A 25,075-nucleotide genomic window follows, 5' to 3' on the forward strand; every position below is an offset into this window, starting at 1 on the left:
GCCGAAGGTCGCGACTCCGCTTCCCGAGCGGGGCGGGCGGCGACAGACCCCCTACGGTGGAGGGCGTGATCTTCCGACGCCTCACCTCGCGGCAACTGGCGTTCGACGTGGCGGTGGCCGTCGTCACGGCGCTGGTCACGCTGCCGTTCGACTACCGGGCCAACGCGTTCTCGCTGATCATCACCGGGGGCATGGTAGTCGCGCTGGCCTTCCGCCGCATCTCGCCCGCCGCGGCGCTGTCTCTCGCCTGGGCGACCGCTGCCTTCGAGATGCTGACGCTTTCGACCCCGCAGGTGTCGAACCTCGCGATCTGTGCGGTGCTGTACGCCACCGCGGCGTACGGAAGCTCGCGCGTCAAGTGGCTCGGCCTCGGCTCCGTCGGCATCGGCGCAGCGCTCGGCATGTTCTACGTGACGTTCGCCCGGCTGGCCCTGTTCGGGGTGCCGCACGACGTCACCAACGCGACCGACCTCGTCCAGTTGCTGCTCCAGATCGGCGTGACGTTCCTCGGTTTCCTGGCGCTTCTCGGGTTGCCCTGGGTGGGAGGCCAGCTCGTCCGCACGCGACTCGCCGCGAGGGAGAGCCGCGACGCGCAGCTCATCGCCGAACGCGAAGCTCTGCGTGCCGAGAACGACGCGGCCCGTGCTGCCCGCGAGGCCGCTCGGGCCGAGCGCGACATCGCCGTCGAGCAGGAGCGGTCTCGGATCGCGCGCGACATGCACGACGTCGTCGCTCACTCGCTCGCCGTCGTCATCGCGCAGGCCGACGGTGCCCGCTACGCCTACCAGGCTGACCCGACGTCCGTCGAGCAGTCGCTGAGCACCATCGCGGCGACAGCCCGCGAGTCGCTTGTCGAAGTAAGGGTCCTCCTCGGCCAGCTCAGGCACAGCCAGGGGGCGGCGCCGCAGCCGGTTCTCGGTGACCTCGAGAAGCTCGTCGACCAGATGACGGCAGCCGGCCTCTCGATCGATCTGCGCTCGAGCGGCACTCCCGGTCAGCTCGGCAGCAACCGCCAACTCGCCATCTACCGGATCGTGCAGGAGTCCCTCACGAACGTCCTACGCCACGGCGACCGGACGTCCACCGTCGAGGTGCTCTTCGACTGGCGTCCCGACGACCTGATCATCGTCGTCGCGTCGACCATGCAGCCCGCGGCACCGATCGATCCGAACGCCCTGACGTCGAGCGGGCAGTTCCGCCCCGATGAGCGGCGGGGCCACGGCATCGTCGGCATGCGCGAGCGCGCGACCCTCGCCGGCGGCACCCTCACCACCCACCAGGCCGGGGGCAGCTTCATCGTGCGAGCCACGATCCCCACCGCCGCGCTGACCCAGGAGGTCCGACTTCGATGACAACCACCAGCCCCACCGACGCCCCGACCGCCTCGCGCATCCGAGTGCTCCTCGTCGACGACCAGGCGCTGTTCCGGGCGGGCATCCGCATGGTGGTCTCGTCGCAGCGCGACCTGGAGTTCGTGGGGGAGGCGGGCGACGGAGCCGAAGGAGTCGAGGTCGCGGCGCGGACGCGACCGGACGTCGTGCTCATGGACATCCGCATGCCGAACATGGACGGCATAGCAGCCACCGCAGCCATTCTCGAACAGGCAGACCGCGAGAAGAGGCCCGCACCCCGGATCCTCGTCTTGACGACCTTCGATCTCGACGAGGCGGCGACTCGCGCGATCCGCAGCGGCGCCAGCGGCTTCGTGTTGAAAGACAGCGATCCCGAATTTCTGCTCGCCGCGATTCGCACAGTGCACGCGGGCACGAGCGTCATCGCCGCGTCGGCGACTCGCGAGCTGTTCGAGCACTTCGACGGCGGAAACCAAGGATCCAAGGTGGCACCCGAGGCGTTCGGCGCACTGACCACGAGAGAGCGCGACATCTTCCAGTCGGCCGCTCGCGGGCTGTCGAACTCCGAGATCGCGCAGCTCGAATACCTCAGCGAGGCGACCGTCAAGACCCACATCTCGAGGATCCTCGCGAAGCTCTCGCTTCGCGATCGTGTGCAGCTGGTGGTCTACGCCTACGAGCACGGCCTCACTATGTAGAATATCGGGATGCCCGAATCGCCGTCATTCTGGTCGATCTCGCTGGTCGACCCCGCGAGTCTCCTCGCGGTCGACATCACGGCAGCATTCGCCCTGGTGATGGTCCTTGCTCGGTCTCGTCGCCCGGGCGCGCGGTGGTGGCTGCGCGTCGGCACCGGAGCCGTCGTCGCGGGGGCAGCGGGTCTCGCGCTCGTCTGGATCGTCGTCGATCTCGCCAACGCGTTCGATGTCCCCTCCAGCTCGGCTCAGCGCGTCGCCGTCACCGCGGTGTCGGCGATCTTGGGCGCCGTCGTCGTCGCGGGTGTCACCGGTCGCCGCCGAGGGAGCGGGGTGCTCGCCCGTCTGAGGCTCGAGTCGATCGCCGCCCTGGTCGTCACAGTGCTGGCCGGCGCCCTCGCGATCAACGGCGACATCGGCCTCTATCGCACGGTCGGACAGCTGGTCGGCGAGAACGACCTTTATCCGCTGGCCCTGCCGCCCGTCACCGGCAATCCGGTCGCGTTCGATGCCCGGCTCGATCGCCGTGCCCTCGACGGCGACAGGCAGCCCGCTTCTGGCCGGGTGGGCTCCGTTCAGATCCCCGGGACGGTCTCGAGGTTCTCCGCTCGCGATGCCTACGTCTATCTGCCGCCGGCCGCTCTCGCCGACGACCCGCCGAAGCTGCCCGTCGTGATCCTGTTAAGCGGCCAGCCGGGCGACCCGACGAAGATGCTCCTGGCCGGGCGGGTTAGCGAGACAGCCGACGCCCTGGCTCGAACCCACCACGGTCTCGCGCCGATCATCGTCGTGCCGGATCAGCTCGGACGCTCCGACGCCAATCCGATGTGCGTCGACGGGCCCCTCGGCGACAGCGCCGCGTACCTCACGATCGACGTGCCCGACTGGATCACGACACACCTCAATGTCGAGACCGACCGGCGCGCCTGGGCTGTCGGCGGCTTCTCGCAGGGCGGCACCTGCGCCCTGCAGTTCGGCGCGGGGCATGCCGACCTCTTCGGCTCGTTCATCGACATCGCCGGGCAGGAGGGCCCGCGTCTGTCCAGCCGAGAATCCTCGATCGCACAGGGCTTCGGCGGCGACGAGGCCGCCTACGATGCCGCTCAGCCGACCCGGCTGCTCCAAGCCCACGCGCCCTACCCCGACAGTGTCGGCGTCTTCGTGGCCGGCGAGGACGACCGCCGGTACGGGCCGGTGATGCGCGAGATGTCGAACCGAGCCGAGCAGGCGGGCATGAGCGTCGTGCGGTTCGCTCCGGGCGGGAGCGGGCACGACTGGAAGACCGTCGCAGCCGGTCTGCGGCGCGGTCTCGAAACGCTGTGGCCTCGGTTCGGACTCGGTCCTGTCGAGGGGGATAGGTGAGCGCGCCCGCGGGAAGCCGGCTCCCGGGCCGCAGGGCTCGTGGCGCCGCGTGCCGGGCGGCGGGCCGTGCCGGCCTCCGCGGCCTCGGTCGAACCCTCCGGGGCCAGCCGGTCAGCCTCGAGATCGCGGTCATCCTGGTGCTCGTCGCCGTCGTCTCGGGCAGCATCGACGGCGGCCCCCGCGACGACCTGCGGCGGGCCGTCGGCGCCGGTCTCGACGGCCGGAGCTCCTTCCAGGCCTGGAGTGCGACGCTCGCCTCCGTCCTCTTCGCAGGGAGCCTGGCCGAGCTCGTCGTCACGATCCTCGTCGTCCTCGTGCTGGTCGGCGTCTCGGAGCGTCTGCTCGGGTGGCGACTCGCGATCGCCGCCTACATCGTCACGGGCGCCCTCGCCACGGCGACCGGCATCGGCGTGCAGGCCGCCGGGTTGGCGGTGGGGGAGTCATGGTCTCTTCAGGTCGCCTACGACTCGACGCTGCACCCATTCACGCCCGCGCTCGGCACGATCTTTGCGGCCTCGGCATTCGCCGGCTCGCTCTGGCGCCGTCGAATCCGACTCCTCGGCTTCGCGGCGATCACCACCTTCCTCCTGTACGACGGCCATCCCGCCGGGCTCTACGCGCTGGCCGGCGCCGTCGCCGGCCTGGTGCTCGGAGTCGTCCTCCGCCGCGGCTCTCGACCCGTCGAGCAGCAATGGGTCCGCAGCACCCACCATGAGGCGAGGGTCCTCCTCTCGGTCCTCGTCTCGATGACTGCGCTCGGGCCGGTGGTGACGCTCCTCTCGCGCGCGCCCATCGGCCTGCTGGCACCCCTCGGTGAGCTCTACCGCGACATCCTGCCGGAGCGCCCCCTGTCGGCCGGCTGCCGCCTCGCCCTGCACCACCAGGAGACCGGCACTTCGCGCGTTCCCTCGGCGGTCGGCGCCTGCGCCCGTGCGGCCGGCCTCGACAGCCTCCATTCACCGGGCACGGTCCTGCTCAGCATCCTCCCTCTCGTGCTCCTGCTCATTTCGGCCTCCTACATCCGGCGCGGCCGACGGGTCGCTGCCTGGGCCGCCATCGTCGTCAACGTCACGCTGGCGTTGCTCGTGGCGTTCTATCAGGGGGTGCTCCCGCTCGCCGCCGACGACTCGCCCGTCGTACCCGGCCATCAGATCGAGCGCGGTTTCCTGAGCGCCCTCGCCGTCGTTGTGCCGCTGGCCGTGTCGGCCGCGATCGGCTCGAGGCTCCGTCACTTCACCGTCCGGCCGCCCCAGCGCGTCGTGCGGCGCTACCTCGTCCGTCTCGCGGCCTGGTTCGCGGTTCTGGTCGGCTCCTTCGCGACCACGGCCTGGCTGGCACGCGGCCGGTTCACCCCGGCCTTCGATCTCGTCGACCTTCCGGCGGTCACGCTCCAGCGCTTCGTACCGGTCGGCTTCATCGGTCCGACACGGGTCGGTCCGGTTCCGACCGACCTCCCGGTCCGCATCCTGTTCGAGGCGGTCGGCCCCGCGTTCTGGCTGCTGGCGGCGGTCGGTCTCATCGCCGCGGCGCACGACTCGTCGCAGGCCCGCGCCGGCGGCCCTCGAGGCGCGCTCCGCCGGATCCTGCGCCACGGAGTGCCCGGCTCCCTCTCGCACATGGCCACCTGGGAGGGCAACGACTACTGGTTCGGCCCCGACGGCGAGACCGCGGTCGCCTATCGCGCCATCGGCCGCCACGCGGTGACCACCGGCGGTCCGCTCTGCCCGCCCGACCGGGTGGCCGAGACCGTCGCCGCCTTCGCCCGGTGGTGCGACGACCAGGGCCTGTCGCCCGTCTTCTACAGTGCAGGATCCGAGCTGGTCACGATCTTCGAGAGCCTCGGCTGGTCGACGCTGCCGGTCGGCGAGGAGACCCTGCTCGACCCTGGGGCCTTCTCCATGACGGGCAAGAAGTGGCAGGACATCCGCACGAGCATGAACCGGGCCGCGAAAGACGACATCCGCGCCGTGTCCACCCGCTACGTCGACCTGCGGCCGTCGATCGCCCTCCAGATCGAGGAGATCTCGGAGCTCTGGGTCGCCGAGAAGCGGCTCCCCGAGCTCGGCTTCACCCTCGGCGGCTTCGACGAGCTCGTCGACCCCGACGTCGACCTGATGCTCGCCCTGGACGCCGACGACCGGGTGCTGGCCGTGACGAGCTGGCTGCCGACCTGGCGTGACGACGAGGTCGTCGGGCGCACGCTCGACTTCATGCGGCGGCACCCCGATTCCCGGAGCGGCGTCATGGAGTTCGTCATCGCCGAGACGGTGCTGCGGGCACGGTCTCAGGGGCTCGAGTTCGTGAGCCTGTCCGCGGCGCCGCTCGCCGGCATCGACGTCGACACCGACTCCGACGCGTCGTCGCAGACCCGGCGGGTGCTCCAGTTCGTGGCCGATGCGCTCGAGCCCGCATACGGGTTCCGGTCGCTCCTCGCGTTCAAGCGCAAGTTCCAACCGACCTTCCACGGTCTCGTGATGGCGTATCCGGATCCGATCGACCTCCCCGCGATCGGCACAGTCCTGGCGCGCGCCTACCTGCCAGAGCTCTCGGTGAGGCAGCTGCCTCAGATCCTCCGCTCTGTGGTCTGAGAGGGGAGGCCGGTGCTAGGGTCATTTTGTGCTGTTCGGCCCGCTTCTTCTTAGTTGCCGCGACGAGACCTCCTCCTAAGGCCTCCCTCGTCGCGGTGTTCGCGTTGCTTCTCCACGCAACTGGCTGACCACTTTCACGACGCAAGGTAGAGACCATGAAGAACTCGCAGCAGCCCTCCGGGATGCCGATCCACAAGTACGTCCCGTTCCACGAGCAGATCGCAGTCGACCTGCCCGATCGAACCTGGCCGACGAAGCGCACCACGAAGGCCCCTCGGTGGTGCGCGGTCGACCTCCGTGACGGTAACCAAGCCCTCATCGATCCGATGAGCCCCGAGCGCAAGCGGATCATGTTCGATCTGCTGGTGAACATGGGCTACAAAGAGATCGAGGTCGGTTTCCCGTCGGCCTCGCAGACCGACTTCGACTTCGTGCGCAGCCTCATCGACGAGAACGCGATCCCCGACGACGTCACCATCCAGGTGCTGACCCAGGCGCGCGAGCACCTCATCAACCGCACCTACGAGTCGATCAAGGGCGCCAAGCAGGCGATCGTGCACCTCTACAACTCCACCAGCATCCTGCAGCGCGACGTCGTTTTCCGCACCGACAAGCAGGGCATCATCGACATCGCCCTCGAGGGCGCCCGCCTCTGCAAGATCGCCGAGGCCACCGTCCCCGAGACGACCGTGTACTACGAATACAGCCCCGAGTCGTTCACCGGCACCGAGCTCGAATTCGCCCGCGACATCTGCAACGCCGTCGTCGAGGTGTTCGAGCCGACCCCGGAACGCCAGGTCATCGTCAACCTGCCCGCCACCGTCGAGATGGCCTCGCCGAACGTCTACGCCGACGCCATCGAGTGGATGAGCCGCAACCTCGCGCACCGCGAGAATGTGATCCTGTCGCTGCACCCGCACAACGACCGCGGCACCGGCATCGCCGCGGCCGAGCTCGGCTACCTGGCCGGTGCCGACCGCATCGAAGGGTGCCTCTTCGGCAATGGCGAGCGCACCGGCAACGTCGACCTGGTCGCCCTCGGCATCAACCTGTTCACCCAGGGCATCGACCCCGAGATCGACTTCTCCGATCTCGACGAGGTCAAGCGCACGGCCGAATACTGCAACCAGCTGCCCGTGCCCGAACGCAGCCCGTGGGCCGGCGACCTCGTCTACACGGCCTTCTCGGGATCGCACCAGGACGCCATCAAGAAGGGCTTCGAGGCGATGGCCGCGTCGGCGGCGTCTCAGGGCAAGTCCGTCGACGACATCGCCTGGGCCGTGCCGTACCTGCCGGTCGACCCGAAAGACCTGGGTCGCTCGTACGAAGCCGTCATCCGCGTCAACTCGCAGTCGGGCAAGGGCGGCGTCGCTTACCTGCTGAAGACCGACCACTCGCTCGATCTGCCGCGCAAACTGCAGATCGACTTCTCGGGTGTCGTGCAGTCGAAGACCGACTCCGAGGGCGGCGAGGTGACGAGCGAGCAGATCTGGGAGATCTTCCAAGACGAATACCTGCCCGCCAAGGTCGACGACGCCAAGTGGGGTCACTTCGAGCTCACCCGCACCGGCACCCGCAGCGACATGAGCGGTGAGACTCACCTCTCGGTCGACCTCCGGGCCGGTTCGTCGGTCGTCTCGACCGAGGGTGTCGGCAGCGGCCCGATCGCCGCATTCATCGCCGTGCTCGCCGATCAGGGCGTGCAGGTGAAGCTGTACGACTACGTCGAGCACACCCTCAGCGCATCGGGCGACGCGCAGGCCGCGGCCTACGTCGAACTCGACGTTGACGGCACGCGCCTCTGGGGAGTGGGAATCGACGCCGACATCTCGACGGCCAGCCTGAAGGCCATCGTCTCGGCCGTCAACCGCGCACTGCGCACCCGTGCCGATGTCGACGCCGAGTTGGCGACGGCCTAGCACGCTCGCTCCCTAGCGGCCCCGCGACACTGCGACACCGCCTTTCGGGGAAGACACCGCCCGTTGCGGGTGTCTTCTCCGAAAGGCGGTGTCGTCCGTGCTAGCTGCGGGCCTCGCCTAGCGAGGGCGACGCCAGCGCGGCAGCCGTGACAGCGCGCGTTGCTCGGGCAGGCTCCACCCGAACCGCACCGCCAGCAGGCGGATCGAGAACGTCGTCGCGGTTCCGATGAGGCCGGCCAGCGGGGTCGGAACCCCGAAAACGACGAGGGCGACGAGCAGTGCCGCTCCGGCTCCGGCGGCCACGGCGTAGAGCGAGCCGACGTGCATCATCGCGATCGTCAGGTTCATCAGCAGGTCACGGACGACCGAGCCGCCGACCGCCGAAACGACCCCGACGAAGACCGCCGGGATCTCGGGCAGGCCGAGCGCCAGCGCCTTGGTCGCTCCGATCGCCCCGAACAGGCCGATGGTCAACGCGTCGAGGATCGTGATGAACCCCGCCAGCCGGTTGAACAACCGCTGCAGCAGCATTCCGAGCAGCGCGGCGAGCACCGCGGTCGTGAGATACCAGTTGCTCTGCATCGCTCTCGGCACCTCGCCGATGAGCACATCACGAAGGATCCCGCCGCCCAGCCCCGTTGCCGTGCCGATGATGGCGACACCGAGCAGATCGACCCGACGCTCCCGGAACTGGCTCGCGAAGAGGGCGCCCTGGAGGCTGCCGATGGCCACCGCCAGAAGATCAGCCCAGAGGGGGATGGAGAAGGCTGTGGCGGACACCCAGTGATTCTGCCACGCGGGGGATACTGGACGGGTGCCGGTCTATCGAGATGAATGCGTGATCCTGCGCACCCACAAGTTGGGTGAGGCAGACCGGATCCTGACGATGCTCTCGCGCTCCCACGGCAAGATCCGCGCCGTCGCCAAGGGCGTCCGCCGCACCGCGTCGAAGTTCGGGGCGCGGCTCGAGCCGTTCATGGTGGCTGACCTGCAGCTCTACGAGGGCCGCAGCCTCGACATCGTCACCCAGGCCGAGTCGATCGGGTCGTACGGCGCCGCGATCGTCTCCGACTACGCGAGCTACACCGCCGCCAGCGTGCTCGTCGAGACCGCCGACAAGCTCACCGACGCCGAGGCGGGTCTTCAGCAGTACCTGCTGCTCGTCGGCGCCCTGCGGTCGCTCGCCCAGCGCGCTCACGACCCTCAGCTGATCCTCGACTCCTACCTGCTCCGCGCCCTATCGATCGCCGGCTGGGCCCCGAGCTTCGGTGACTGCGCCGTCACCGGTGCGCCCGGCCCGCACTCCGCCTTCGTGGTGCAGCTCGGCGGCGTCGTGGCCGACGAGGCGGCACCCCCCGGGGCGCCGCGCCTGGATCCTCCGACCCTCGCCCTGCTCGGGGCCCTGCTCAGCGGAGACTGGGCCACCGCCGAGGCGATGGGCGAGAGCACCCGCAATCAGGCGAGCGGCGTGGTCGCCGCCTACACCCAGTGGCACCTCGAGCGGGGGCTCCGGTCGCTGCAACACGTCGATCGCGCCCCCGCCGCCAGTGCCGCTGGCGTCAGTGCCCCTGGCGTTACTGCCGCTCGCGTCAACGCCCGAACAGGAGAAGTTCTGTGAGTTCGACCCCCTCCGCCGGTTCCGAGAAGCGCGGCCTGTTCGGTCGACGCGCCGTCCCGAAGCACATGGATGCCGTCGATATGGAATATCTGCCCCTCGACTGGCAGGGCGGCACGCCTCCGGTCTATGAGCCGGGCGCTGCGCCCAAGCACGTCGCAGTGGTCATGGACGGCAACGGCCGCTGGGCCAATGCTCGCGGCCTGCCCCGCATCGAAGGCCACAAGGCAGGCGAAGCGGCCCTGCTCGAGGTCGTCGCGGGTGCCATCCAGGCCGGAGTGCAGCACCTCAGCGTCTACGTGTTCTCGACCGAGAACTGGAAGCGCTCGCCCGAGGAGGTGCGCTTCTTGATGGGGTTCAACCGCGAGGTGCTCCACCGTCGGCGCGAGCAGCTCAACGCGTGGGGCGTGAAGATCGTGTGGTCGGGTCGGCGTCCGAAACTCTGGGCGTCTGTCATCAACGAGCTGCAGGTGGCCGAGGAGGCAACACGCACCAACACCACGATGACCCTGAACATGTGCGTCAACTACGGCGGCCGCAACGAGCTCACCGACGCCATGCGGTCGATCGCCGCGGAGGTCGCGGCCGGGCGCCTCAAGCCGTCGGGGATCACCGAAAAGGTCATCCAGCGGCACCTCTACCAGTCGCAGCTGCCCGACGTCGACCTGTTCGTGCGGTCGTCGGGGGAGCAGCGCACCTCGAATTTCCAGCTGTGGGAGTCGGCGTACGCCGAGATGGTGTTCCTCGATCGGCTCTGGCCCGACTTCACGCGCGGCGACCTCTGGGGTGCGATCGACCAGTACACGAATCGCGGGCGGCGGTTCGGCGGCGCGGTGGATGCGCCGGCTGCTGGCGGGGCTTCGGCGGAGCCCGCCTAGACCCGAGCGATCGGCACAAACCCGCACGATCGGCACATACCCGCCCGACTGGCACAGACCCGCGTCCTAGCCGGGCTGTTTACGCCGACGGCGCGGGTCTGAGCCGCTCCGGAGCGTCCGTCGCGCGGCCGATGCAAATTCGAAGGAAAAACGCCGGGGCGCGAGCAGAAACATCAGGATCCGACGGGGTCGAGCACCCGGATCTCCTTAAAATTCGGAGGCGGGGCGGGCGCGATCGGCTAGAACGTCACGTTCGCGCCGAGGAAGATCCGCTCCGACGGCCAGAGGAACTGCAGCGTGAGCGGACCGTCGCTGGCCCGGTGGAACCACGCGTTGCCGAACACGACGGCCTTGCCGGGCAGCAGGTACCACGTCGACGACCCGGCGGGGAACTGACTGCCGAGGTCAGAGCTGTACCCGTCTTTCTTGAGCAGGTCGGCGCCTGCGAACGTGTCTTGCGTCGCCAGGGCGTTGCCGTACGACGAGTAATCGGCGCTCAGGTCGGTGAGGTCGAGCCGTCGTCCGGAGTCGTTGACCAGCACGTACGCGGTCACCTCGACCTTGGTGCCGGCCGGGTAGGGGTCGTTGCCGCCCGGGTGGGCGTAGATCGACGGCGCGGTCGTCGTGAGCTCGCCGACCCGGTAGACGTAGATCGTGAGGTCTTTGTAATTGACCTGGTTGAGCAGGGTGCCGCCCGGAGCGAGCGATTTCGGGTCGATGCTCGACGACGAACCACTGCCGCCCGAGCCGGTGCCGCCCGTCACCTGCGGCTGGGGTGCCGAAGTCGAACCCCCCGACCCCGAACCGCCAGAGCCCGAACCGCCCGACCCTGAATCGCCGAGCCCCGAGCCCGACGTGCCGTTGTCGCCGACCGGGGTCAGCGACCCAACGGAGGGAGCGCATCCGGCGACGGCGAGCACCACCGCGGTCGCGAGCAGGGCTTTCAGCAGTCGTCTGGGCACACGGTCACCCTAACCGGCGCCCCCGACAGCGCCATGAGCCGGGCCGAGGCTAGGCGGAAACGGTTCGGAGCCCGAACGAGGCAGGGTCGAGCGTTCGCACGATCTCGACCGCCACCCCGATCGCGGGAATCCGCTCCGCCCCGCTGGCGTACGCCACCGACAGTACGCGATCGCTCGCCTCGGGCAGCCGCGCCGTCTCGACGCCCGGCGGCACGGGTGCCGGAACGAGCGAGAGCGCGGGCAGGAGTGCCACGCCGAGCCCAGCCGCCACCAGGCCGAGCACGGCCAGAGCGTTGTCGGTCTCGAGGATGATCTCGGGCTCGAAACCCGCTCGGCGGCAAGTCGCGAGAAGGTGCCCTCGGCATCGCGGGCAGCCGCCGATGAACCTCGACCCCGCGAGGACGGCGAGGTCGTCGAGGCGGGAGCCTGGGCCGGGCAACGAGGATCCGAGGGTGCCGGCAGGCGCGACAGCCAACATCGTGTCGCGGAAGAGCGGCCGCTCGGTGATGCCGTCGTGCTGAGACCCAGCCGGGCGGTGGCCGGGTTCGACCGGGTCGGATCCTGCCGTTCGTCCGTCTCCCGGGTAGCCGAAGGTCAGCGCCACATCGACCTCACCACGGCGGAGGAGATCGAGGGCCTCGGGTGGTTCGACCTCGATGTAGGTCGTGGTGAGCCCGGGGTGGGCTACGGCGAGTGCGGAGAGGATGGCGGGAACGAGGGTGGAGGAGGCGCTCGGGAATCCGGCGAGGCGGACGGAGCCCGACTCGACGCCGCGAAGCCCGGCCAGGTCGTCGCGGGCGGCGGCCAGGGCGGCCTCGACGTGGACGGCGTGGCGGGCCAGGCGCGTGCCGGCCTCGGTCAGCGAGACCGAGCGGCCGGACCGCCGCAGCAACGGCTGGCCGATCTGCTCTTCCGCTCGTCTCAGCCGCTGCGTGATCGCGGGCTGGCTGTAGCCGAGCCGCACGGCGGCGGCAGTGATGCTGCCGGTCTCGGCCACCGCTCGGATGGCTCGCAGGTCGGCGAGGTCGAGATCGTCGGTCATCGCGCCAGGATAACCGGCGGTTATACATTCGATCGACAAGTGGCGGTTGTGTGATGCCTGCCCCGGTTCCACGCTGGACTCATGACCGCATTCGATCGACTCGTCGCCGACTTTCCGAGTGGAACCAACTACCTGGCGGCCTGCACCGGCGGTCTGCCGACCCGCACGGCGACGGCCGCGATGCGCGCCGACCTCGACGCCTGGTCGGGTGGCACCGTGTCGCCCACCGCCTACGGAGCGTTCGCCGAGCGGGCCCGTGTCGCGTTCGCGCGCATCGTCGGAGTCGGCGCGGATCGGGTGGCGCTCGGCTCGCAGACCTCCGTGCTCGTGTCGGTGATCGCCGCAGCTGTTCCGGACGGAGCGGAAGTGCTCTGCGTCGAAGGCGACTTCAGTTCGATCGTCGCCCCATTCGCCAGCCAGTCGCATCGGGGCGTTCGCCTTCGCGAGGTTCCTCTCGACTCGCTCGCTGAGGCGGTGAACGACGACACCTGGCTGGTCGCCTACTCGCTCGTGCAGTCGGCCACCGGCGAGCTCGCCGACGACGATCTCGTCGTCGCCGCGGCTCGTGCCCACGGCACCCGGACGCTCGTCGACCTCACCCAGGCGGCAGGAGTCCTTCCCGTCGACGCGGGCCGCTACGACGCGACGGTCACCCACGCCTACAAGTGGCTCTGCTCGCCGCGCGGAGTCGCCTTCTTGACCCTGTCGAAGGCATTCGAGCCGACGGTTCGGCCCATCCAGGCCGGCTGGTACGCCGGAGCCGACGTCTGGGCGTCGTGCTACGGAGCCGCGTTCGAGCTCGCCAGAGACGCCCGGCGGTTCGACGTGTCGCCCGCGTGGCAGGCCGTGGTCGGCGCGGCCGTCGTGCTCGAACAGTTCGCTGAGGTCGATGCGGCCCTCATCTGGGCGCACGCGAGCGGACTCGGCGACGCGCTGTGCGACGCGCTCGAAATCCCTCGGCAGGGACGGGCCATCGTGACGTGGGCGGATCCTGAGGGGTCTGACCTGGCCCTGCTCGGCGCCGCGGGGATCACCGCCTCCGGTCGCGCCGGCCGGGCCCGAGTGGCCTTCCATCTCTGGAACACTCCGGCCGACGTGGCAGCCGTAGCCGCCGCCCTCGGCTCGGCGCACCGGTAAACTCGCCCGGAGCCTCGCGCATCCAGCGCGAGCGTCGCATCACTAACTTCTGGGAGTACTCCACGTGGCAGCACCGAACCGTCTCGATTCCGTCATCGCCCTGGCCAAGCGCCGCGGCTTCGTCTTTCAGGCGGGCGAGATCTACGGGGGCAGCCGCTCGGCGTGGGATTACGGGCCCCTCGGCACCGCGCTGAAAGAAAACATCAAGCAGCAGTGGTGGAAGTTCATGGTGCAGGGCCGCGACGACATCGTCGGGCTCGACTCCTCGGTGATCCTGCCGCGCACCGTCTGGGAGGCCTCCGGCCATGTCGAGGTCTTCTCCGACCCGCTCGTCGAATCGCTCCACACCCACAAGCGCTACCGGGCCGATCACCTGCTCGAGGCATACGAGAACAAGCACGGCCACCCGCCGGTCAACGGCCTCGCCGACATCCGCGACCCCGACACCGGTCAGGAGGGCTCGTGGACGGAGCCGCAGAACTTCTCCGGCCTGCTCAAGACCTACCTCGGCCCCGTCGACAACGAGCAGGGCATGGTCTACCTGCGCCCCGAGACCGCGCAGGGCATCTTCGTCAACTTCAACAACGTCATGAGCGCCTCGCGCATGAAGCCGCCCTTCGGCATCGCGCAGGTCGGCAAGTCGTTCCGCAACGAGATCACCCCCGGCAACTTCATCTTCCGCACCCGCGAATTCGAGCAGATGGAGATGGAGTTCTTCGTCGAGCCCGGCACCGACGACGAGTGGTTCCAGTACTGGATCGACGCGTGCGAGGCCTGGTACCTCGACCTCGGCGTGACCCCGGAGAACATCCGCCGCTACGAGCACCCCGCCGAGAAGCTGTCGCACTACTCGAAGCGCACCGTCGACCTCGAGTACAAGTTCCGCTTCACCGGATCGGAGTGGGGCGAGCTCATGGGCGTCGCGAACCGCACCGACTTCGACCTCAAGACGCACAGCGAGGCATCGGGCGTCGACCTGTCGTACTTCGATCAGGCGAAGAACGAGCGCTGGACCCCGTTCGTCATCGAGCCGGCGTTCGGACTGACCCGAGCACTCATGGCGTTCCTCGTCGACGCGTACCACGAAGACGAGGCGCCCAACGCGAAGGGCGGCGTCGACAAGCGCACCGTGCTGAAGCTCGACCGCCGCCTCGCTCCGGTCAAGGTCGCCGTGCTGCCGCTGTCACGCAACGAGAACCTCTCGCCGCTCGCGCGCGGGGTCGCGGCCACGCTCCGCAAGCTCTGGAACATCGACTTCGACGATGCCGGAGCGATCGGCCGCCGCTACCGCCGCCAAGACGAGATCGGCACGCCGTTCTGCGTCACGGTCGACTTCGACTCGCTCGACGACAATGCCGTGACCGTGCGCGAGCGCGACTCGATGGCTCAGGAGCGCGTGCCGCTCGACGAGCTCGAGGCGTACCTCGGGGCGCGGTTGCTCGGCGTCTAGCTCCGTTCAGGGCCTTGAGCCTACGAAATCGGGCAGATCTGCTGTTCTTCTGGCAGATCTGCCCGATTTCGTATGGTGAGGGTACGTGTGGACAACCGGAGCGGTGATCTCGTCAGCGCACCAACCTCGATGCATGACCGTTGCGCACCACATCACCGCACTCGGAGGCGTTGCCAAGCGCGATGCTCTCCTGAAATACGCGATCACCCGACGGCAGCTCTCCGCCGCTGTGCAGACGGGCACTATCCGCAGGATCCGGCGGGGCTGGTACACGACTCTGCCCGCGTCGGATCCTCGGGTCGTCGCCTGCCGCCTTGGGGGAGTTCTCTCGGGGCAAAGTGCCCTCGAACTCCGGGGAGCTTGGATGTAGAACCGACCGCGCGTTCTCGACGTCGCCGTTCTACGAGGTACCAAGCTTCAGGCGCCCCCACCCTCGACCGTGCGGGTCACCTTTCTGCCCGAGCTCTCTGATACCGGTTGCGCCTCCGTGATGGAGGCGCTGGTGATCGCAGTGAAGCACCTGCCCTTCGAAGAAGCAGTCGCGGTGCTCGACTGGGCCTGCCACACCCGCCGCCTCGACGAGGTCGACCTGCATCGGCTCTGCGCCCGGCTGCCGAAGCCGCTGCGGAGGATTGCCGAGTGGGTCGATCGCGATTGCGTAAGCGTGCTCGAGAGCATCGTCCGGACGCGGCTGCGGCTGCTCGGGTACGAGGTCGTATCGCAGGTGCCGGTCGATACCGTGCGGTCGATCGACCTCGTCGTCGACGGCGTGCTGGGGCTCGAACTCGACGGCCGGGCTTATCACGAGAGCTCGTTCGAGTCGGATCGCGAGAAAGACCTGGCGATCGTGCTGGAGGGGCGCTCGGCGATGCGCGTGTCGTACGGGATGGTGCGGCGCGATTGGCCACGGGTCGAACAGGGGATCGCCGCGGCGGTGGCCATGCATCGGGGTCACCGACGCCCGTCGGGAATGCCCGAGCGACACCGACGGTTGCAGACGCCGTGAGTATCGAGAACGCCGCCGCAACCGCCCCCATCAAAGTCGACATCTGGTCAGACATCGCCTGCCCGTGGTGCTTCATCGGCAAGCGCAAGTTCGAGGCGGGAGCCGCCGGTTTCGCCGGAGAGGTCGAGATCGAGTATCACTCGTTCGAACTCTCGCCCGATACGCCGGTCGACTTCGAGGGTGACGAGGTGGAGTTCCTGTCGACGCACAAGGGCATCGCCCCCGAGCAGGCCCGCCAGATGCTCGACAACGTCGGCGGTATCGCCGCGTCGGTCGGCCTGAAGTACGACTTCGACGCGATGCACCACACCAACACCGTCAAGGCGCACCAGCTCATTCACTTCGCCAAGGCCCGCGGGCTACAGCTCGACATGAAGGAGCGCCTCCTCGCCGCGTACTTCGAAGACGGCCGCCACCTCGGCCGACTTGATGTGCTGGCCGACATCGCCGATGAGGCGGGGCTCGATCGCGCCGAGGTGCTGCAGTCGCTCGAGAACGACGAGTACCTCGACGCCGTCCGTGCCGACCAGGCCCAGGCCCAGGCGTTCGGCATCAACGGCGTGCCGTTCTTCGTGATCGAGGGCAAGTACGGAGTGCCGGGAGCCCAAGAGGCCTCGGCGTTCCAGAACGTCCTCGAGACGGTCGCCGCCGAGAAGCGCGACGCGGCGGTGGCCGAGTGACCGACTCCGCACCGACTCCGGGCAGCTTCACGATGCTCGGCTCGGCCGACGCAGCGGCCTGCGAGGGCGACAGCTGCGTGATCCCCGGCGCCCTGACTGAGACCGTCACGATGCCCGAGATCGAACCCACGGCCGACGAGGCCGCCGCCGCCTCGGCGCGGGCCGTCACCGCGGCCCTCGACGAAGGCGCATCACTCTAGGTAACCGATGCCCTGGGTGTCCACCCCTCTACGAGCGCGGCACCTCGGGGTCGGTGATGTCAGCGACGGTGGCGGCCAGCGCCTCGATGAGCGCATCGGCCTCCATGAACGCACTGCGTCCGTGCGAGCCCGCACCGAGCGCGACGCGGGATCCTCGGATCCTCTCGTCGGCGAACACCGGCCACGCCGTCGTCGATCCGAGGGGAGTGATCGTGCCTCGCTCGTAGCCGGTCGCCTCGAGAGCGATCTCGGGGGAGGGCATCGAGAGCTTGTTCACGCCGACCACTGTGCGCAGCTTCGGCCACGAGATCGACCGTCCGCCCGGAACAAGAGCAAAAACGAAGGATCCGTCATGCCTCTTCACCACCAAACTCTTCACGACGGCCCCGGGCTCGATCCCCAGCAGCCCTGCTGCCTCGGCGAGGCTGTCCGCTGCCGGCCGCTCGACCACCTCGACGGCCAGCCCTCGGCTCTCGGCATCGGCGAGCATTCGGTCGGTTCCGCTGATGTTCGACATTTCTTCTCCAAGGGGGTGGGCGGCATCGAGTTCTCCACAGGGGCGTCTCGATCCCTCATCGGGCTTGCGGCCGTCTGGGATAATCAATGGTGATGACAACCACTCTTTCGCAACCAGAAGCCGGCGTGCATCCTGGGCAGACTTCTCCGCACCCGGGGCAGACCTCTCCGCACCCGGGGCAGCCTTCTCCGCACCCGGGGTTGGCTATCGGCCCCATCCAGGTCGCTTCGCCGGTCGTGCTCGCGCCGATGGCCGGCATCACCAACACCGCGTACCGTCGGCTCTGCCGCGAATACGGTGCCGGGCTCTACGTCAGCGAGATGATCACCAGTCGGGCGCTGGTCGAGCGCACGCCCGAGTCGATGCGCCTCATCACCCATCACGAGAGCGAAACCACCCGGAGCATCCAGCTCTACGGCGTCGAGCCGAAGACGGTCGCCGAGGCCGTCACGATGCTGGTGGCCGAAGATCGTGCCGACCACATCGACCTCAACTTCGGCTGCCCGGTGCCCAAGGTCACCCGCAAGGGCGGCGGATCGGCCCTGCCCTGGAAGCTCGGATTGTTCCGCGACATCGTCGAGGGCGCGGTCAAGGCCGCCGGCGACATTCCGCTCACCATCAAGATGCGCAAGGGCATCGATGACGATCACCTCACCTATCTCGAGGCCGGCAAAGCGGCTGAAGGGGCAGGGGTCGCCTCGATCGCGCTTCACGCACGAACCGCGGCCGACTTCTACTCCGGCCAGGCCGACTGGTCAGCTATCGAGACCCTCAAGAACGCCATCACGGGGGTGCCGGTGCTCGGCAACGGCGACATCTGGTCGGCGGCCGACGCGCTCCGCATGGTCGACGAGACCGGGTGCGACGGCGTGGTCGTCGGTCGCGGCTGCCTCGGCCGCCCATGGCTGTTCGGCGACCTCGCGGCGGCGTTCCGCGGCGAAGAGCGCAAGGCGGAGCCCACCCTCGGCGAAGTGGCCCAGGCGTTCCGACGCCATGCCGAGCTGCTGATCGAGTTCTACGAGGGCGACGAAGCGCGCGCCTGCCGCGACATGCGCAAGCACGTGGCCTGGTACTTCAAGGGGTATCCCGTGGGCGGCGACGTGCGAGCCAGCCTGGCCGCGTCGTCGAGCGTGGCCGAGATCGACGACCTCCTCGGCACGATGGATTGGACTCAGGCCTACCCCGGCATCGACGCCGAGGGTCCGCGCGGGCGCGCGGGCAGCCCCAAGCGTCCATCGCTTCCCGACCGGTGGCTCGAGAGCCGCGAGCTCGACGAGGCGTTCCGCGAGGAGCTCGCCGCCGCCGAACTCCACCACAGCGGTGGCTGAGACGCCCCGCACACGAGCGCTCCCGACCCACCCGCACCTCCCGCCCGAAGGGCCCGCGTGACCACCCAGAACACCCCTACCGCCAACGCCGATTTGCTGGGCATCCCGCGCTCTGGTCCCGGCTCGGTCGGCTCTGCCGGCTACAGCGAGCAAGACGGAGAGCGGTGGTTGCCCGAAGAGCACTCCAGCCGGCGAAGCGACTTCGCGCGCGATCGTGCGCGACTGCTCCATTCGAGTGCCCTCCGGCGCCTGGCCGCGAAGACGCAGGTGCTCAGCCCGACAGCAGGGCTCGACTTCGCCCGCAACCGCCTCACGCACTCGCTCGAAGTCGCCCAGGTGGGGCGGGAGCTCGCAACCAGCCTCGGCCTCGATCCCGACGTCGTCGACACGGCCTGTCTCGCTCACGATCTCGGTCACCCGCCCTTCGGCCACAACGGCGAGAAGGCCCTCAACGACTGGTGCACCGACATCGGCGGCTTCGAGGGCAACGCGCAGACGCTGCGACTACTCACGCGCATCGAGCCCAAGGTCATCGGCGCCGACGGCCAGAGCTACGGTCTCAACCTGACACGCGCCAGCCTCGACGCCAGCTGCAAATACCCGTGGCCGACTGCCCAGGGCATCCCCGATCCCGGCGGTCGAGTGAAGTTCGGGTTCTACGACGACGACACCCCGGCCTTCGAGTGGCTCCGCATCGGCGCGCCACGACGCCAGCGGTGCATCGAGGCCCAGGTGATGGATCTCAGTGACGACATCGCCTACTCGGTGCACGACTTCGAAGACGCCGTCGTCAACGGCTACATCGATGTCGCGGCGCTGTCGTCACCGGTCGGCCACGACTCGCTGATCGACGCCATGCACGCTTGGGTCGGCGGAGAACTCAGCCGAGACGAGCTGACCGAGGCCTTCGACCGCCTCCGCGGCCTCGACTTCTGGCTGCACGACTACGACGGCGGGCGGGTCGCGCAGGCTCGCCTGAAAAACCTGACGAGTCAGCTCATCGGCCGATTCGCCGGTTCGGCAATCGACGCGACGCACGAGCACTATCCGCTCGACAGCCTCATCCGTTTCGCCGCCAGCGTCGTGATCCCCGCCGAGATCATCGGCGAGATCGCCGCGCTCAAGGGCATCGTCGCGGCCTTCGTGATGACCCGCAACACTCGCCAGCCCATCTACGTGCAACAGCGCGAAGTGCTGACCACGCTCGCCGATGCCCTTTGGGCCAGCGGCGCGACCGAGCTCGACCCGGGATTCGCCGCCGACTGGCGCGACGCTTCCGACGACGCGGGCCGACGGCGCGTGATCGTCGACCAGGTCGCCTCCCTCACCGACCAGAGCGCCATGGCCTGGCACGACCGGCTGGTCCGCTCGTGACCCCGCCTAGACTGGATCGATTCGAAGGGGGCGGTGCGTGCCAGGTCTGATCAAACGCGCCGACATCGACGAGGTCCGCAGCCGCGTCAACATCGCCGACGTGGTGGGGGACTACGTCACCCTCAAGGGCGCGGGTGTGGGCTCACTCAAGGGCCTCTGCCCGTTCCACGACGAGCGCAGCCCCAGTTTTCACGTGCGCCCCCAGGTCGGTCGCTACCACTGCTTCGGCTGCGGCGAAGACGGAGACGTCTTCAGCTTCATCCAGAAGACCGACCACACGACGTTCCAAGAGGCCGTCGAGCGGATGGCCGCGCGGATCAACTTCACCCTGCACTACGAAGACGGCGGTCAGGCGAGCGATCACGGCAATCGCGCGAGACTCCTGGCGGCGAACGAGGCGGCCCGCGAGTTCTACGTCGAGCAGCTCACCGGCGCCGACGCCGATCCGGCACGACGGTTTCTGGGGCAGCGCGGATTCGATCCGGCGGCCGCGCAGCGGTTCGGCGTCGGCTTCGCACCCAAGTCGTTCGACGCGATCCGCTCGCACCTCAAAGGTCGAGGGTTCTCTGAGGAGGAGCTGGTCACCTCTGGGCTCCTCAGCCAGGGTGATCGCAACGCCTACGACCGCTTCCGCGGGAGGCTCATCTGGCCGATTCGCGACGTCACGGGCGCCACGATCGGCTTCGGTGCCCGCAAACTTCTCGACGACGACAACGGCCCGAAATACCTCAACACCCCCGAGACGCCGATCTATCACAAGTCGCAGGTGCTGTACGGGCTCGACCTGGCGCGCAAAGACATCTCGCGCTCGAAGAGGGTCGTGATCGTCGAGGGCTACACCGACGTCATGGCCTGCCACCTCGCCGGTGTCACCACGGCGGTCGCGACCTGCGGCACGTCGTTCGGCGTCGACCACATCAAGGTGCTCCGGCCGATGCTCGGCGACGTTCGGGGCGCCGATGCTTCGAGCCTCGGCGAGGTCGTCTTCACCTTCGACCCCGACGAGGCCGGTCAGCGCGCCGCCAGCCGGGCCTTCGCCGAAGAGCAGCGATTCGCGGCGCAGACGTTCGTGGCGGTCGCCCCCGACGGTCTCGACCCGTGCGACCTCCGACTCAATCGAGGCGACGACGCCGTTCGACGTCTGGTCGACGGCAAGCGGCCGATGTTCGAGTTCATGATCAAGCGCACCCTCGACGGCCACGACCTCGAGACGGTGGAGGGGCGGGTCGCCGCACTCCGCTCGTCGGCACCGGTCGTCGCCGGCATCCGCGATGCATCGCTCACCCAGGGGTACGTCCGTTCACTTGCCGGCTGGCTCGGCCTCGACCCCGACGAGGTCGGCACAGCGGTCGACGCGGCCCGTCGCACGGTCGCCGCACAGCCGAAGGCCGTCGAACGTCTCGCCCCGTCGAGCGATCCCTCACGGCAGTCGATCACCAGCCTTCCGGAGGCGGAGCCCGTCGACGAGGGCCCGAGCATCCTCCGCCTGCCCGACGACCTTTCCACGCGCATGGAGCGCGACGCGCTGATGGCGATCCTCCAGCACCCGGCGTCGGCCCCCCGCGACCTCACGATCCAAGCCGCCTTCTCGGTCTTCGTGAATGGCTCGCTGGGGGTCGTCCGCGACGCGATCGCGGCCAGCCTCGATCACCTCGACGCTCCGAACTTCGTCGATCTGGTGTTGGAGCAGACGCCCGGGCCGTTCGCCGGTCTGGTGCGGGAGCTGGCAATGGGGCCCCTGCCAGAGCGCGAGGGCGCCGATGTGGCGCTGTACTGCGCCGGGATCCTCGGCTCCCTCGTCGAACGCGACCTGCTCCGTCAAAAGGCGGAGCTGCTCGGCCAGATGCACCGTACCGATGTGCGGGCCGAACCAGAGAAGCGGCGCGAGATAGGGCAGAAGCTAGTCGAAGTCGAGGCGGCGCGCCGCATCCTGCGCAACGAATAGGAGATATGCGCACACAAAGTGCGCGGCGCGTTGCGAACCTGTAAACACTTCCGCCTGAATTTCAGCCCAGCACCGGGCGTGTGTTAAGAATGAAATCCCGGCAGTCGATCACAGCTCTGCTCCGACCCCGGGTCCATGCACCGACACAAAGGGGTACCACCGTGAATTCCACGTCTTCCGTGAGGCGACGCCTGTTGATCGGGGTGGGTGGCGCCGTCGCCACCACTCTCGTTCTCGCAGGCTGCGCCAACAGCAGCTCAACGAGCACCGACGCCCTCGACGGTGTCGTGATCGGCACGTCCGACGTCATCACCTCGCTCGACCCGGCCGGCTCGTACGACAACGGCTCGTTCGCCGTGATGAACCAGGTCTATCCGTTCCTCATGAACACGCCGTACGGCTCGCCCGACGTCAAGCCCGACATCGCCACCAGTGCCGAGTTCACGAGCCCCACGCAGTACACAGTGAAGCTCAAGTCCGGCCTCAAGTTCGCCAACGGCGACGCACTCACCTCGTCCGACGTCAAGTTCAGCTTCGACCGTCAGATCGCGATCGCCGACGCCAACGGCCCCTCATCGCTGCTCTCGAACCTCAAGAGCACCGCTGCTCCCGACGACAGCACCGTCGTCTTCACCCTCAAGTCAAAGAACGACCAGACGTTCCCGCAGGTGCTCTCGAGCCCGGCCGGGCCGATCGTCGACGAGCAGGTTTTCAGCGCCACCAAGGTGACCTCCGACGCCGACATCGTCAAGGGAAAGCCGTTCGCCGGCCAGTACTCGATCTCGCAGTACAAGGCGAAAGAGCTGATCCAGTACACCGCCTTCTCGGGCTACAAGGGCCTCCTCGGCGCACCCAAGACGAAGAGCGTCACGGCTCAGTACTTCACCGACGAGACGGCGCTCAAGCTGGCCGTGCAGAAGGGCGACGTCAACGTCGCCTACCGCTCGCTCAGCCCGACCGACCTCGCGTCGCTCAAGAAAGACGACAAGCTGACCGTCCACGACGGCCCCGGCGGCGAGATCCGCTACATCGTCTTCAACTTCGACACCATGCCCTACGGTGCCAAGACCTCGGAAGCCGACTCGGCCAAGGCCCTCGCCGTCCGCAAGGCCGTCGCCGACTCGGTCGACCGCGAGGCCCTCTCCGAAGACGTCTACAAGGGCAGCTACACGCCGCTGTACTCGCCCGTGCCCGACGGCCTCACCGGCTCGATCACCCCGTTCAAGTCGCTCTACGGCGACGGCGACGGTGGCCCCGACGCCGACAAGGCCAAGTCGACCCTGACCGCGGCCGGTGTCACGACGCCTGTCACGCTCAACCTGCAGTTCACGCCCGACCACTACGGTGCGTCGTCCGACGACGAGTACGCGCTGATCAAGAAGCAGCTCGAAGACACCAAGCTGTTCAAGGTCAACATCCAGTCGACCATCTACGACGAGTACAGCACCGAGCGCACCAAAGACAGCTACCCGCTGTACCAGCTCGGATGGTTCCCCGACTACTCCGACGCCGACAACTACCTGACGCCGTTCTTCCTGCCTTCGCCCGGTGCCGACGGCAAGCCCCTCGACGGCGGCTTCCTGCTGAACCACTACAACAACCCGAAGGTCGACGCCCTCATCGAGGCGCAGCGCAGCGAGACCGACACTGCTGCCCGCACTAAAGACATCGAGCAGATCCAGACGCTCGAGGCCGGCGACATCTCGACCCTGCCGCTGCTCCAGGGCGCTCAGGTCGCGGTCTCGGGCAAGGACGTCAAGGGTGTCGACGACGCCCTCGACGCCTCGTTCAAGTTCCGCTACGCGACGTTGTCGCTGTAGCTTACGAACAGAAGGTGGGGTGCTCCGCCGGGCCGAAAGGCCGGGGGAGCACCCCACCACCGTGTCGGGCGATGACGCCCGCCGAAGAGCAAACGAAAGGGAACGCGACCTCGTGACCGTTCTGAACGACACCTCGCCCACCGCCCCCGCGGTGCCGGGGCCCTCCCAGGGGAAGACCAAGGGCGGTGGCCTCGGCCGCTACGTCTTGATCCGGTTCCTGCTCATCATCCCGACCGTCTTCATCCTGGTCACGCTGGTGTTCTTCCTCATGCGAGTGGTCGGCAACCCGATAACCGCCTCGGTCGGCGGGCGTCTCACGCCGACTCAGCTCCAGGAGCGCCTACACGCTGCCGGTTACGACCGTCCGATCATCGTGCAGTACGGCGAGTACCTCGGGCAGCTGCTGCGCGGTGACTTCGGCACGACGCTGACCGATCACCGCAAGATCAGCGACATCCTGCTGACCTACGGCGGCGCCACTGTCGAGCTCGTCTTCTACGCGCTCATCATCGCTCTGCTCATCGGCATTCCGCTCGGAATGCTCGCCGCGTACCTCCGCGACCGCTGGCCCGACGTGATCCTCCGCGTCTTCGCGATCTTCACCTACGCCACCCCCGTCTTCTTCGCCGGGCTTCTCTTGAAGCTCGTCTTCTCCGTCTGGCTCGGCTGGTTGCCCCTCGGCGGCAGGGCGAGCACCCGCATCGAGCTCGCCCTCGGCACCGTGCCGAACCCGACCGGCATCTACCTGATCGATGCCCTCCGCACCGGCAACTCGGTCATCATCAGCGACGTGCTGCTGCACGCGGTCATGCCGGCCCTGGCCCTCGGCCTCATCACCGGTGGCATCTTCCTTCGTCTGGTCCGCACGAACGTCATCGGCACGCTGGGCTCGGAGTACGTCGACGCGGCCCGCTCGCGCGGTGTCTCTGAGGTCCGCCTGGTGCGCACCCACGCTTTCAAGCCTGCTTTGATCCCGATCATCACTGTCATGGGTCTGCAGATCGCGATGCTTCTCGGTGGTTCGGTGCTCACCGAGACCACCTTCGGCTGGCGCGGCCTCGGCTTTGAGCTGCAGCAGTATCTCTCGGCCCGCGACTTCGTGGCCGTCCAGGGCATCGTGGCCCTGCTGGCCGTCATCGTGGCGGTCACCAACTTCATCGTCGACATCGTCGCGGCGTTCATCGACCCGCGCGTGAGGTACTGAT

22 protein-coding genes are annotated in these 25,075 nt (G+C 68.4%); 18 read left to right on the forward strand and 4 right to left on the reverse strand.

All coding sequences use genetic code 11. The features are described from left to right. Window positions 1–65: 65 nt before the first annotated feature. From ITJ49_RS09380 to leuA, 5 genes are all read left to right on the forward strand, one after another. Window positions 66–1,352: a sensor histidine kinase gene (locus tag ITJ49_RS09380; protein ID WP_235480907.1), complete on the forward strand. Its 1,287-nt coding sequence runs from the start codon at window positions 66–68 to the stop codon at window positions 1,350–1,352. Beyond that, window positions 1,349–2,050, forward strand: coding sequence for a response regulator transcription factor (locus tag ITJ49_RS09385; protein WP_194604421.1), 702 nt, complete (start codon window positions 1,349–1,351; stop codon window positions 2,048–2,050). The genes ITJ49_RS09380 and ITJ49_RS09385 overlap by 4 nt, the downstream gene beginning before the upstream one ends. A 9-nt stretch (window positions 2,051–2,059) precedes the next feature. After that, window positions 2,060–3,409 (forward strand): esterase family protein, encoded by a 1,350-nt coding sequence (locus ITJ49_RS09390; protein WP_194604424.1) that lies wholly within the window; start codon window positions 2,060–2,062, stop codon window positions 3,407–3,409. Beyond that, window positions 3,406–5,997 (forward strand): DUF2156 domain-containing protein, encoded by a 2,592-nt coding sequence (locus ITJ49_RS09395; protein WP_194604427.1) that lies wholly within the window; start codon window positions 3,406–3,408, stop codon window positions 5,995–5,997. Before ITJ49_RS09390 ends, ITJ49_RS09395 begins: the two co-directional genes overlap by 4 nt. Window positions 5,998–6,152: 155 nt before the next feature. Then, the gene (leuA, locus tag ITJ49_RS09400; RefSeq protein ID WP_194604430.1) at window positions 6,153–7,916 is read left to right on the forward strand and encodes a 2-isopropylmalate synthase; all 1,764 of its coding nucleotides are present in this window, start codon (window positions 6,153–6,155) and stop codon (window positions 7,914–7,916) included. A gap of 117 nt (window positions 7,917–8,033) precedes the next feature. On the opposite strand, the gene ITJ49_RS09405 is transcribed toward leuA, so the two are convergent. Continuing rightward, entirely contained in the window at window positions 8,034–8,696 is a 663-nt protein-coding gene (locus ITJ49_RS09405) for a TRIC cation channel family protein (protein WP_194604433.1), read from the reverse strand. A 34-nt stretch (window positions 8,697–8,730) separates the two neighbouring features. On the opposite strand from ITJ49_RS09405, the gene recO reads away from it, so the two are divergent. Both recO and ITJ49_RS09415 read left to right on the forward strand, forming a co-directional pair. Beyond that, complete coding sequence (recO, locus tag ITJ49_RS09410) at window positions 8,731–9,534, forward strand: DNA repair protein RecO (protein ID WP_194604436.1); 804 nt, start codon at window positions 8,731–8,733, stop codon at window positions 9,532–9,534. 65 nt (window positions 9,535–9,599) lie between these two features. Then, window positions 9,600–10,409 (forward strand): isoprenyl transferase, encoded by an 810-nt coding sequence (locus ITJ49_RS09415; RefSeq protein WP_194604867.1) that lies wholly within the window; start codon window positions 9,600–9,602, stop codon window positions 10,407–10,409. 239 nt (window positions 10,410–10,648) lie between these two features. Here ITJ49_RS09415 and ITJ49_RS09420 read toward each other — a convergent pair whose 3' ends face one another. Next, on the reverse strand, window positions 10,649–11,371 hold the full coding sequence (locus ITJ49_RS09420; RefSeq protein ID WP_194604439.1) for a hypothetical protein: 723 nt from the start codon (window positions 11,369–11,371) through the stop codon (window positions 10,649–10,651). A 49-nt stretch (window positions 11,372–11,420) separates the two neighbouring features. Further along, window positions 11,421–12,413: a LysR family transcriptional regulator gene (locus tag ITJ49_RS09425; protein WP_194604442.1), complete on the reverse strand. Its 993-nt coding sequence runs from the start codon at window positions 12,411–12,413 to the stop codon at window positions 11,421–11,423. 81 nt (window positions 12,414–12,494) lie between these two features. On the opposite strand from ITJ49_RS09425, the gene ITJ49_RS09430 reads away from it, so the two are divergent. The 6 genes from ITJ49_RS09430 (at window position 12,495) to ITJ49_RS09455 (ending at window position 16,886) form a co-directional block, all read left to right on the forward strand. Beyond that, window positions 12,495–13,550, forward strand: coding sequence for an aminotransferase class V-fold PLP-dependent enzyme (locus ITJ49_RS09430; protein WP_194604445.1), 1,056 nt, complete (start codon window positions 12,495–12,497; stop codon window positions 13,548–13,550). 64 nt (window positions 13,551–13,614) lie between these two features. Then, window positions 13,615–15,000 carry a glycine--tRNA ligase gene (locus ITJ49_RS09435; RefSeq protein WP_194604448.1) on the forward strand — a complete coding sequence of 462 codons (1,386 nt, stop codon included), beginning with the start codon at window positions 13,615–13,617 and terminating at the stop codon, window positions 14,998–15,000. A 133-nt stretch (window positions 15,001–15,133) separates the two neighbouring features. Then, window positions 15,134–15,370, forward strand: coding sequence for a hypothetical protein (locus ITJ49_RS09440; protein WP_194604451.1), 237 nt, complete (start codon window positions 15,134–15,136; stop codon window positions 15,368–15,370). 69 nt (window positions 15,371–15,439) lie between these two features. Continuing rightward, on the forward strand, window positions 15,440–16,006 hold the full coding sequence (locus tag ITJ49_RS09445) for a hypothetical protein (protein ID WP_194604454.1): 567 nt from the start codon (window positions 15,440–15,442) through the stop codon (window positions 16,004–16,006). Further along, window positions 16,003–16,686 carry a DsbA family protein gene (locus ITJ49_RS09450; RefSeq protein ID WP_370544443.1) on the forward strand — a complete coding sequence of 228 codons (684 nt, stop codon included), beginning with the start codon at window positions 16,003–16,005 and terminating at the stop codon, window positions 16,684–16,686. Before ITJ49_RS09445 ends, ITJ49_RS09450 begins: the two co-directional genes overlap by 4 nt. Continuing rightward, complete coding sequence (locus ITJ49_RS09455; protein WP_194604457.1) at window positions 16,683–16,886, forward strand: hypothetical protein; 204 nt, start codon at window positions 16,683–16,685, stop codon at window positions 16,884–16,886. The genes ITJ49_RS09450 and ITJ49_RS09455 overlap by 4 nt, the downstream gene beginning before the upstream one ends. Before the next feature lie 28 nt (window positions 16,887–16,914). Here ITJ49_RS09455 and ITJ49_RS09460 read toward each other — a convergent pair whose 3' ends face one another. Beyond that, window positions 16,915–17,403 carry an aminoacyl-tRNA deacylase gene (locus ITJ49_RS09460; protein ID WP_194604460.1) on the reverse strand — a complete coding sequence of 163 codons (489 nt, stop codon included), beginning with the start codon at window positions 17,401–17,403 and terminating at the stop codon, window positions 16,915–16,917. A gap of 92 nt (window positions 17,404–17,495) precedes the next feature. Here ITJ49_RS09460 and dusB point away from each other — a divergent pair, with 92 nt between their 5' ends. The 5 genes from dusB to ITJ49_RS09485 all read left to right on the forward strand — a co-directional run bounded on the left by dusB (window position 17,496) and on the right by ITJ49_RS09485 (window position 25,074). Continuing rightward, on the forward strand, window positions 17,496–18,731 hold the full coding sequence (gene dusB, locus ITJ49_RS09465; protein ID WP_194604465.1) for a tRNA dihydrouridine synthase DusB: 1,236 nt from the start codon (window positions 17,496–17,498) through the stop codon (window positions 18,729–18,731). A 102-nt stretch (window positions 18,732–18,833) separates the two neighbouring features. Beyond that, window positions 18,834–20,105: a deoxyguanosinetriphosphate triphosphohydrolase gene (locus ITJ49_RS09470; RefSeq protein WP_194604874.1), complete on the forward strand. Its 1,272-nt coding sequence runs from the start codon at window positions 18,834–18,836 to the stop codon at window positions 20,103–20,105. 37 nt (window positions 20,106–20,142) lie between these two features. After that, window positions 20,143–22,050 carry a DNA primase gene (dnaG, locus tag ITJ49_RS09475; RefSeq protein WP_194604468.1) on the forward strand — a complete coding sequence of 636 codons (1,908 nt, stop codon included), beginning with the start codon at window positions 20,143–20,145 and terminating at the stop codon, window positions 22,048–22,050. Between the two features lie 161 nt (window positions 22,051–22,211). Beyond that, window positions 22,212–23,870 (forward strand): ABC transporter substrate-binding protein, encoded by a 1,659-nt coding sequence (locus tag ITJ49_RS09480; RefSeq protein WP_055958298.1) that lies wholly within the window; start codon window positions 22,212–22,214, stop codon window positions 23,868–23,870. A 121-nt stretch (window positions 23,871–23,991) separates the two neighbouring features. Beyond that, window positions 23,992–25,074, forward strand: a complete 1,083-nt coding sequence (locus ITJ49_RS09485) for an ABC transporter permease (RefSeq protein ID WP_228514341.1) — start codon at window positions 23,992–23,994, stop codon at window positions 25,072–25,074. Window position 25,075 lies beyond the last annotated feature (1 nt).

Origin of the sequence: Frondihabitans sp. VKM Ac-2883 (genome assembly GCF_015350875.1) — a bacterium.
Taxonomy (GTDB): domain Bacteria; phylum Actinomycetota; class Actinomycetes; order Actinomycetales; family Microbacteriaceae; genus Frondihabitans.

Coding starts and splice junctions, on each gene's coding strand:
- ITJ49_RS09430 (WP_194604445.1), top strand. CDS start 12,495: ATGACCGCATTCGATCGACTCGTCGCCGACTTTCCGAGTGGAACCAAC.
- ITJ49_RS09390 (WP_194604424.1), top strand. CDS start 2,060: ATGCCCGAATCGCCGTCATTCTGGTCGATCTCGCTGGTCGACCCCGCG.
- ITJ49_RS09440 (WP_194604451.1), top strand. CDS start 15,134: ATGACCGTTGCGCACCACATCACCGCACTCGGAGGCGTTGCCAAGCGC.
- leuA (WP_194604430.1), top strand. CDS start 6,153: ATGAAGAACTCGCAGCAGCCCTCCGGGATGCCGATCCACAAGTACGTC.
- dusB (WP_194604465.1), top strand. CDS start 17,496: ATGACAACCACTCTTTCGCAACCAGAAGCCGGCGTGCATCCTGGGCAG.
- ITJ49_RS09425 (WP_194604442.1), bottom strand. CDS start 12,413: ATGACCGACGATCTCGACCTCGCCGACCTGCGAGCCATCCGAGCGGTG.
- ITJ49_RS09415 (WP_194604867.1), top strand. CDS start 9,600: ATGGATGCCGTCGATATGGAATATCTGCCCCTCGACTGGCAGGGCGGC.
- ITJ49_RS09385 (WP_194604421.1), top strand. CDS start 1,349: ATGACAACCACCAGCCCCACCGACGCCCCGACCGCCTCGCGCATCCGA.
- ITJ49_RS09460 (WP_194604460.1), bottom strand. CDS start 17,403: ATGTCGAACATCAGCGGAACCGACCGAATGCTCGCCGATGCCGAGAGC.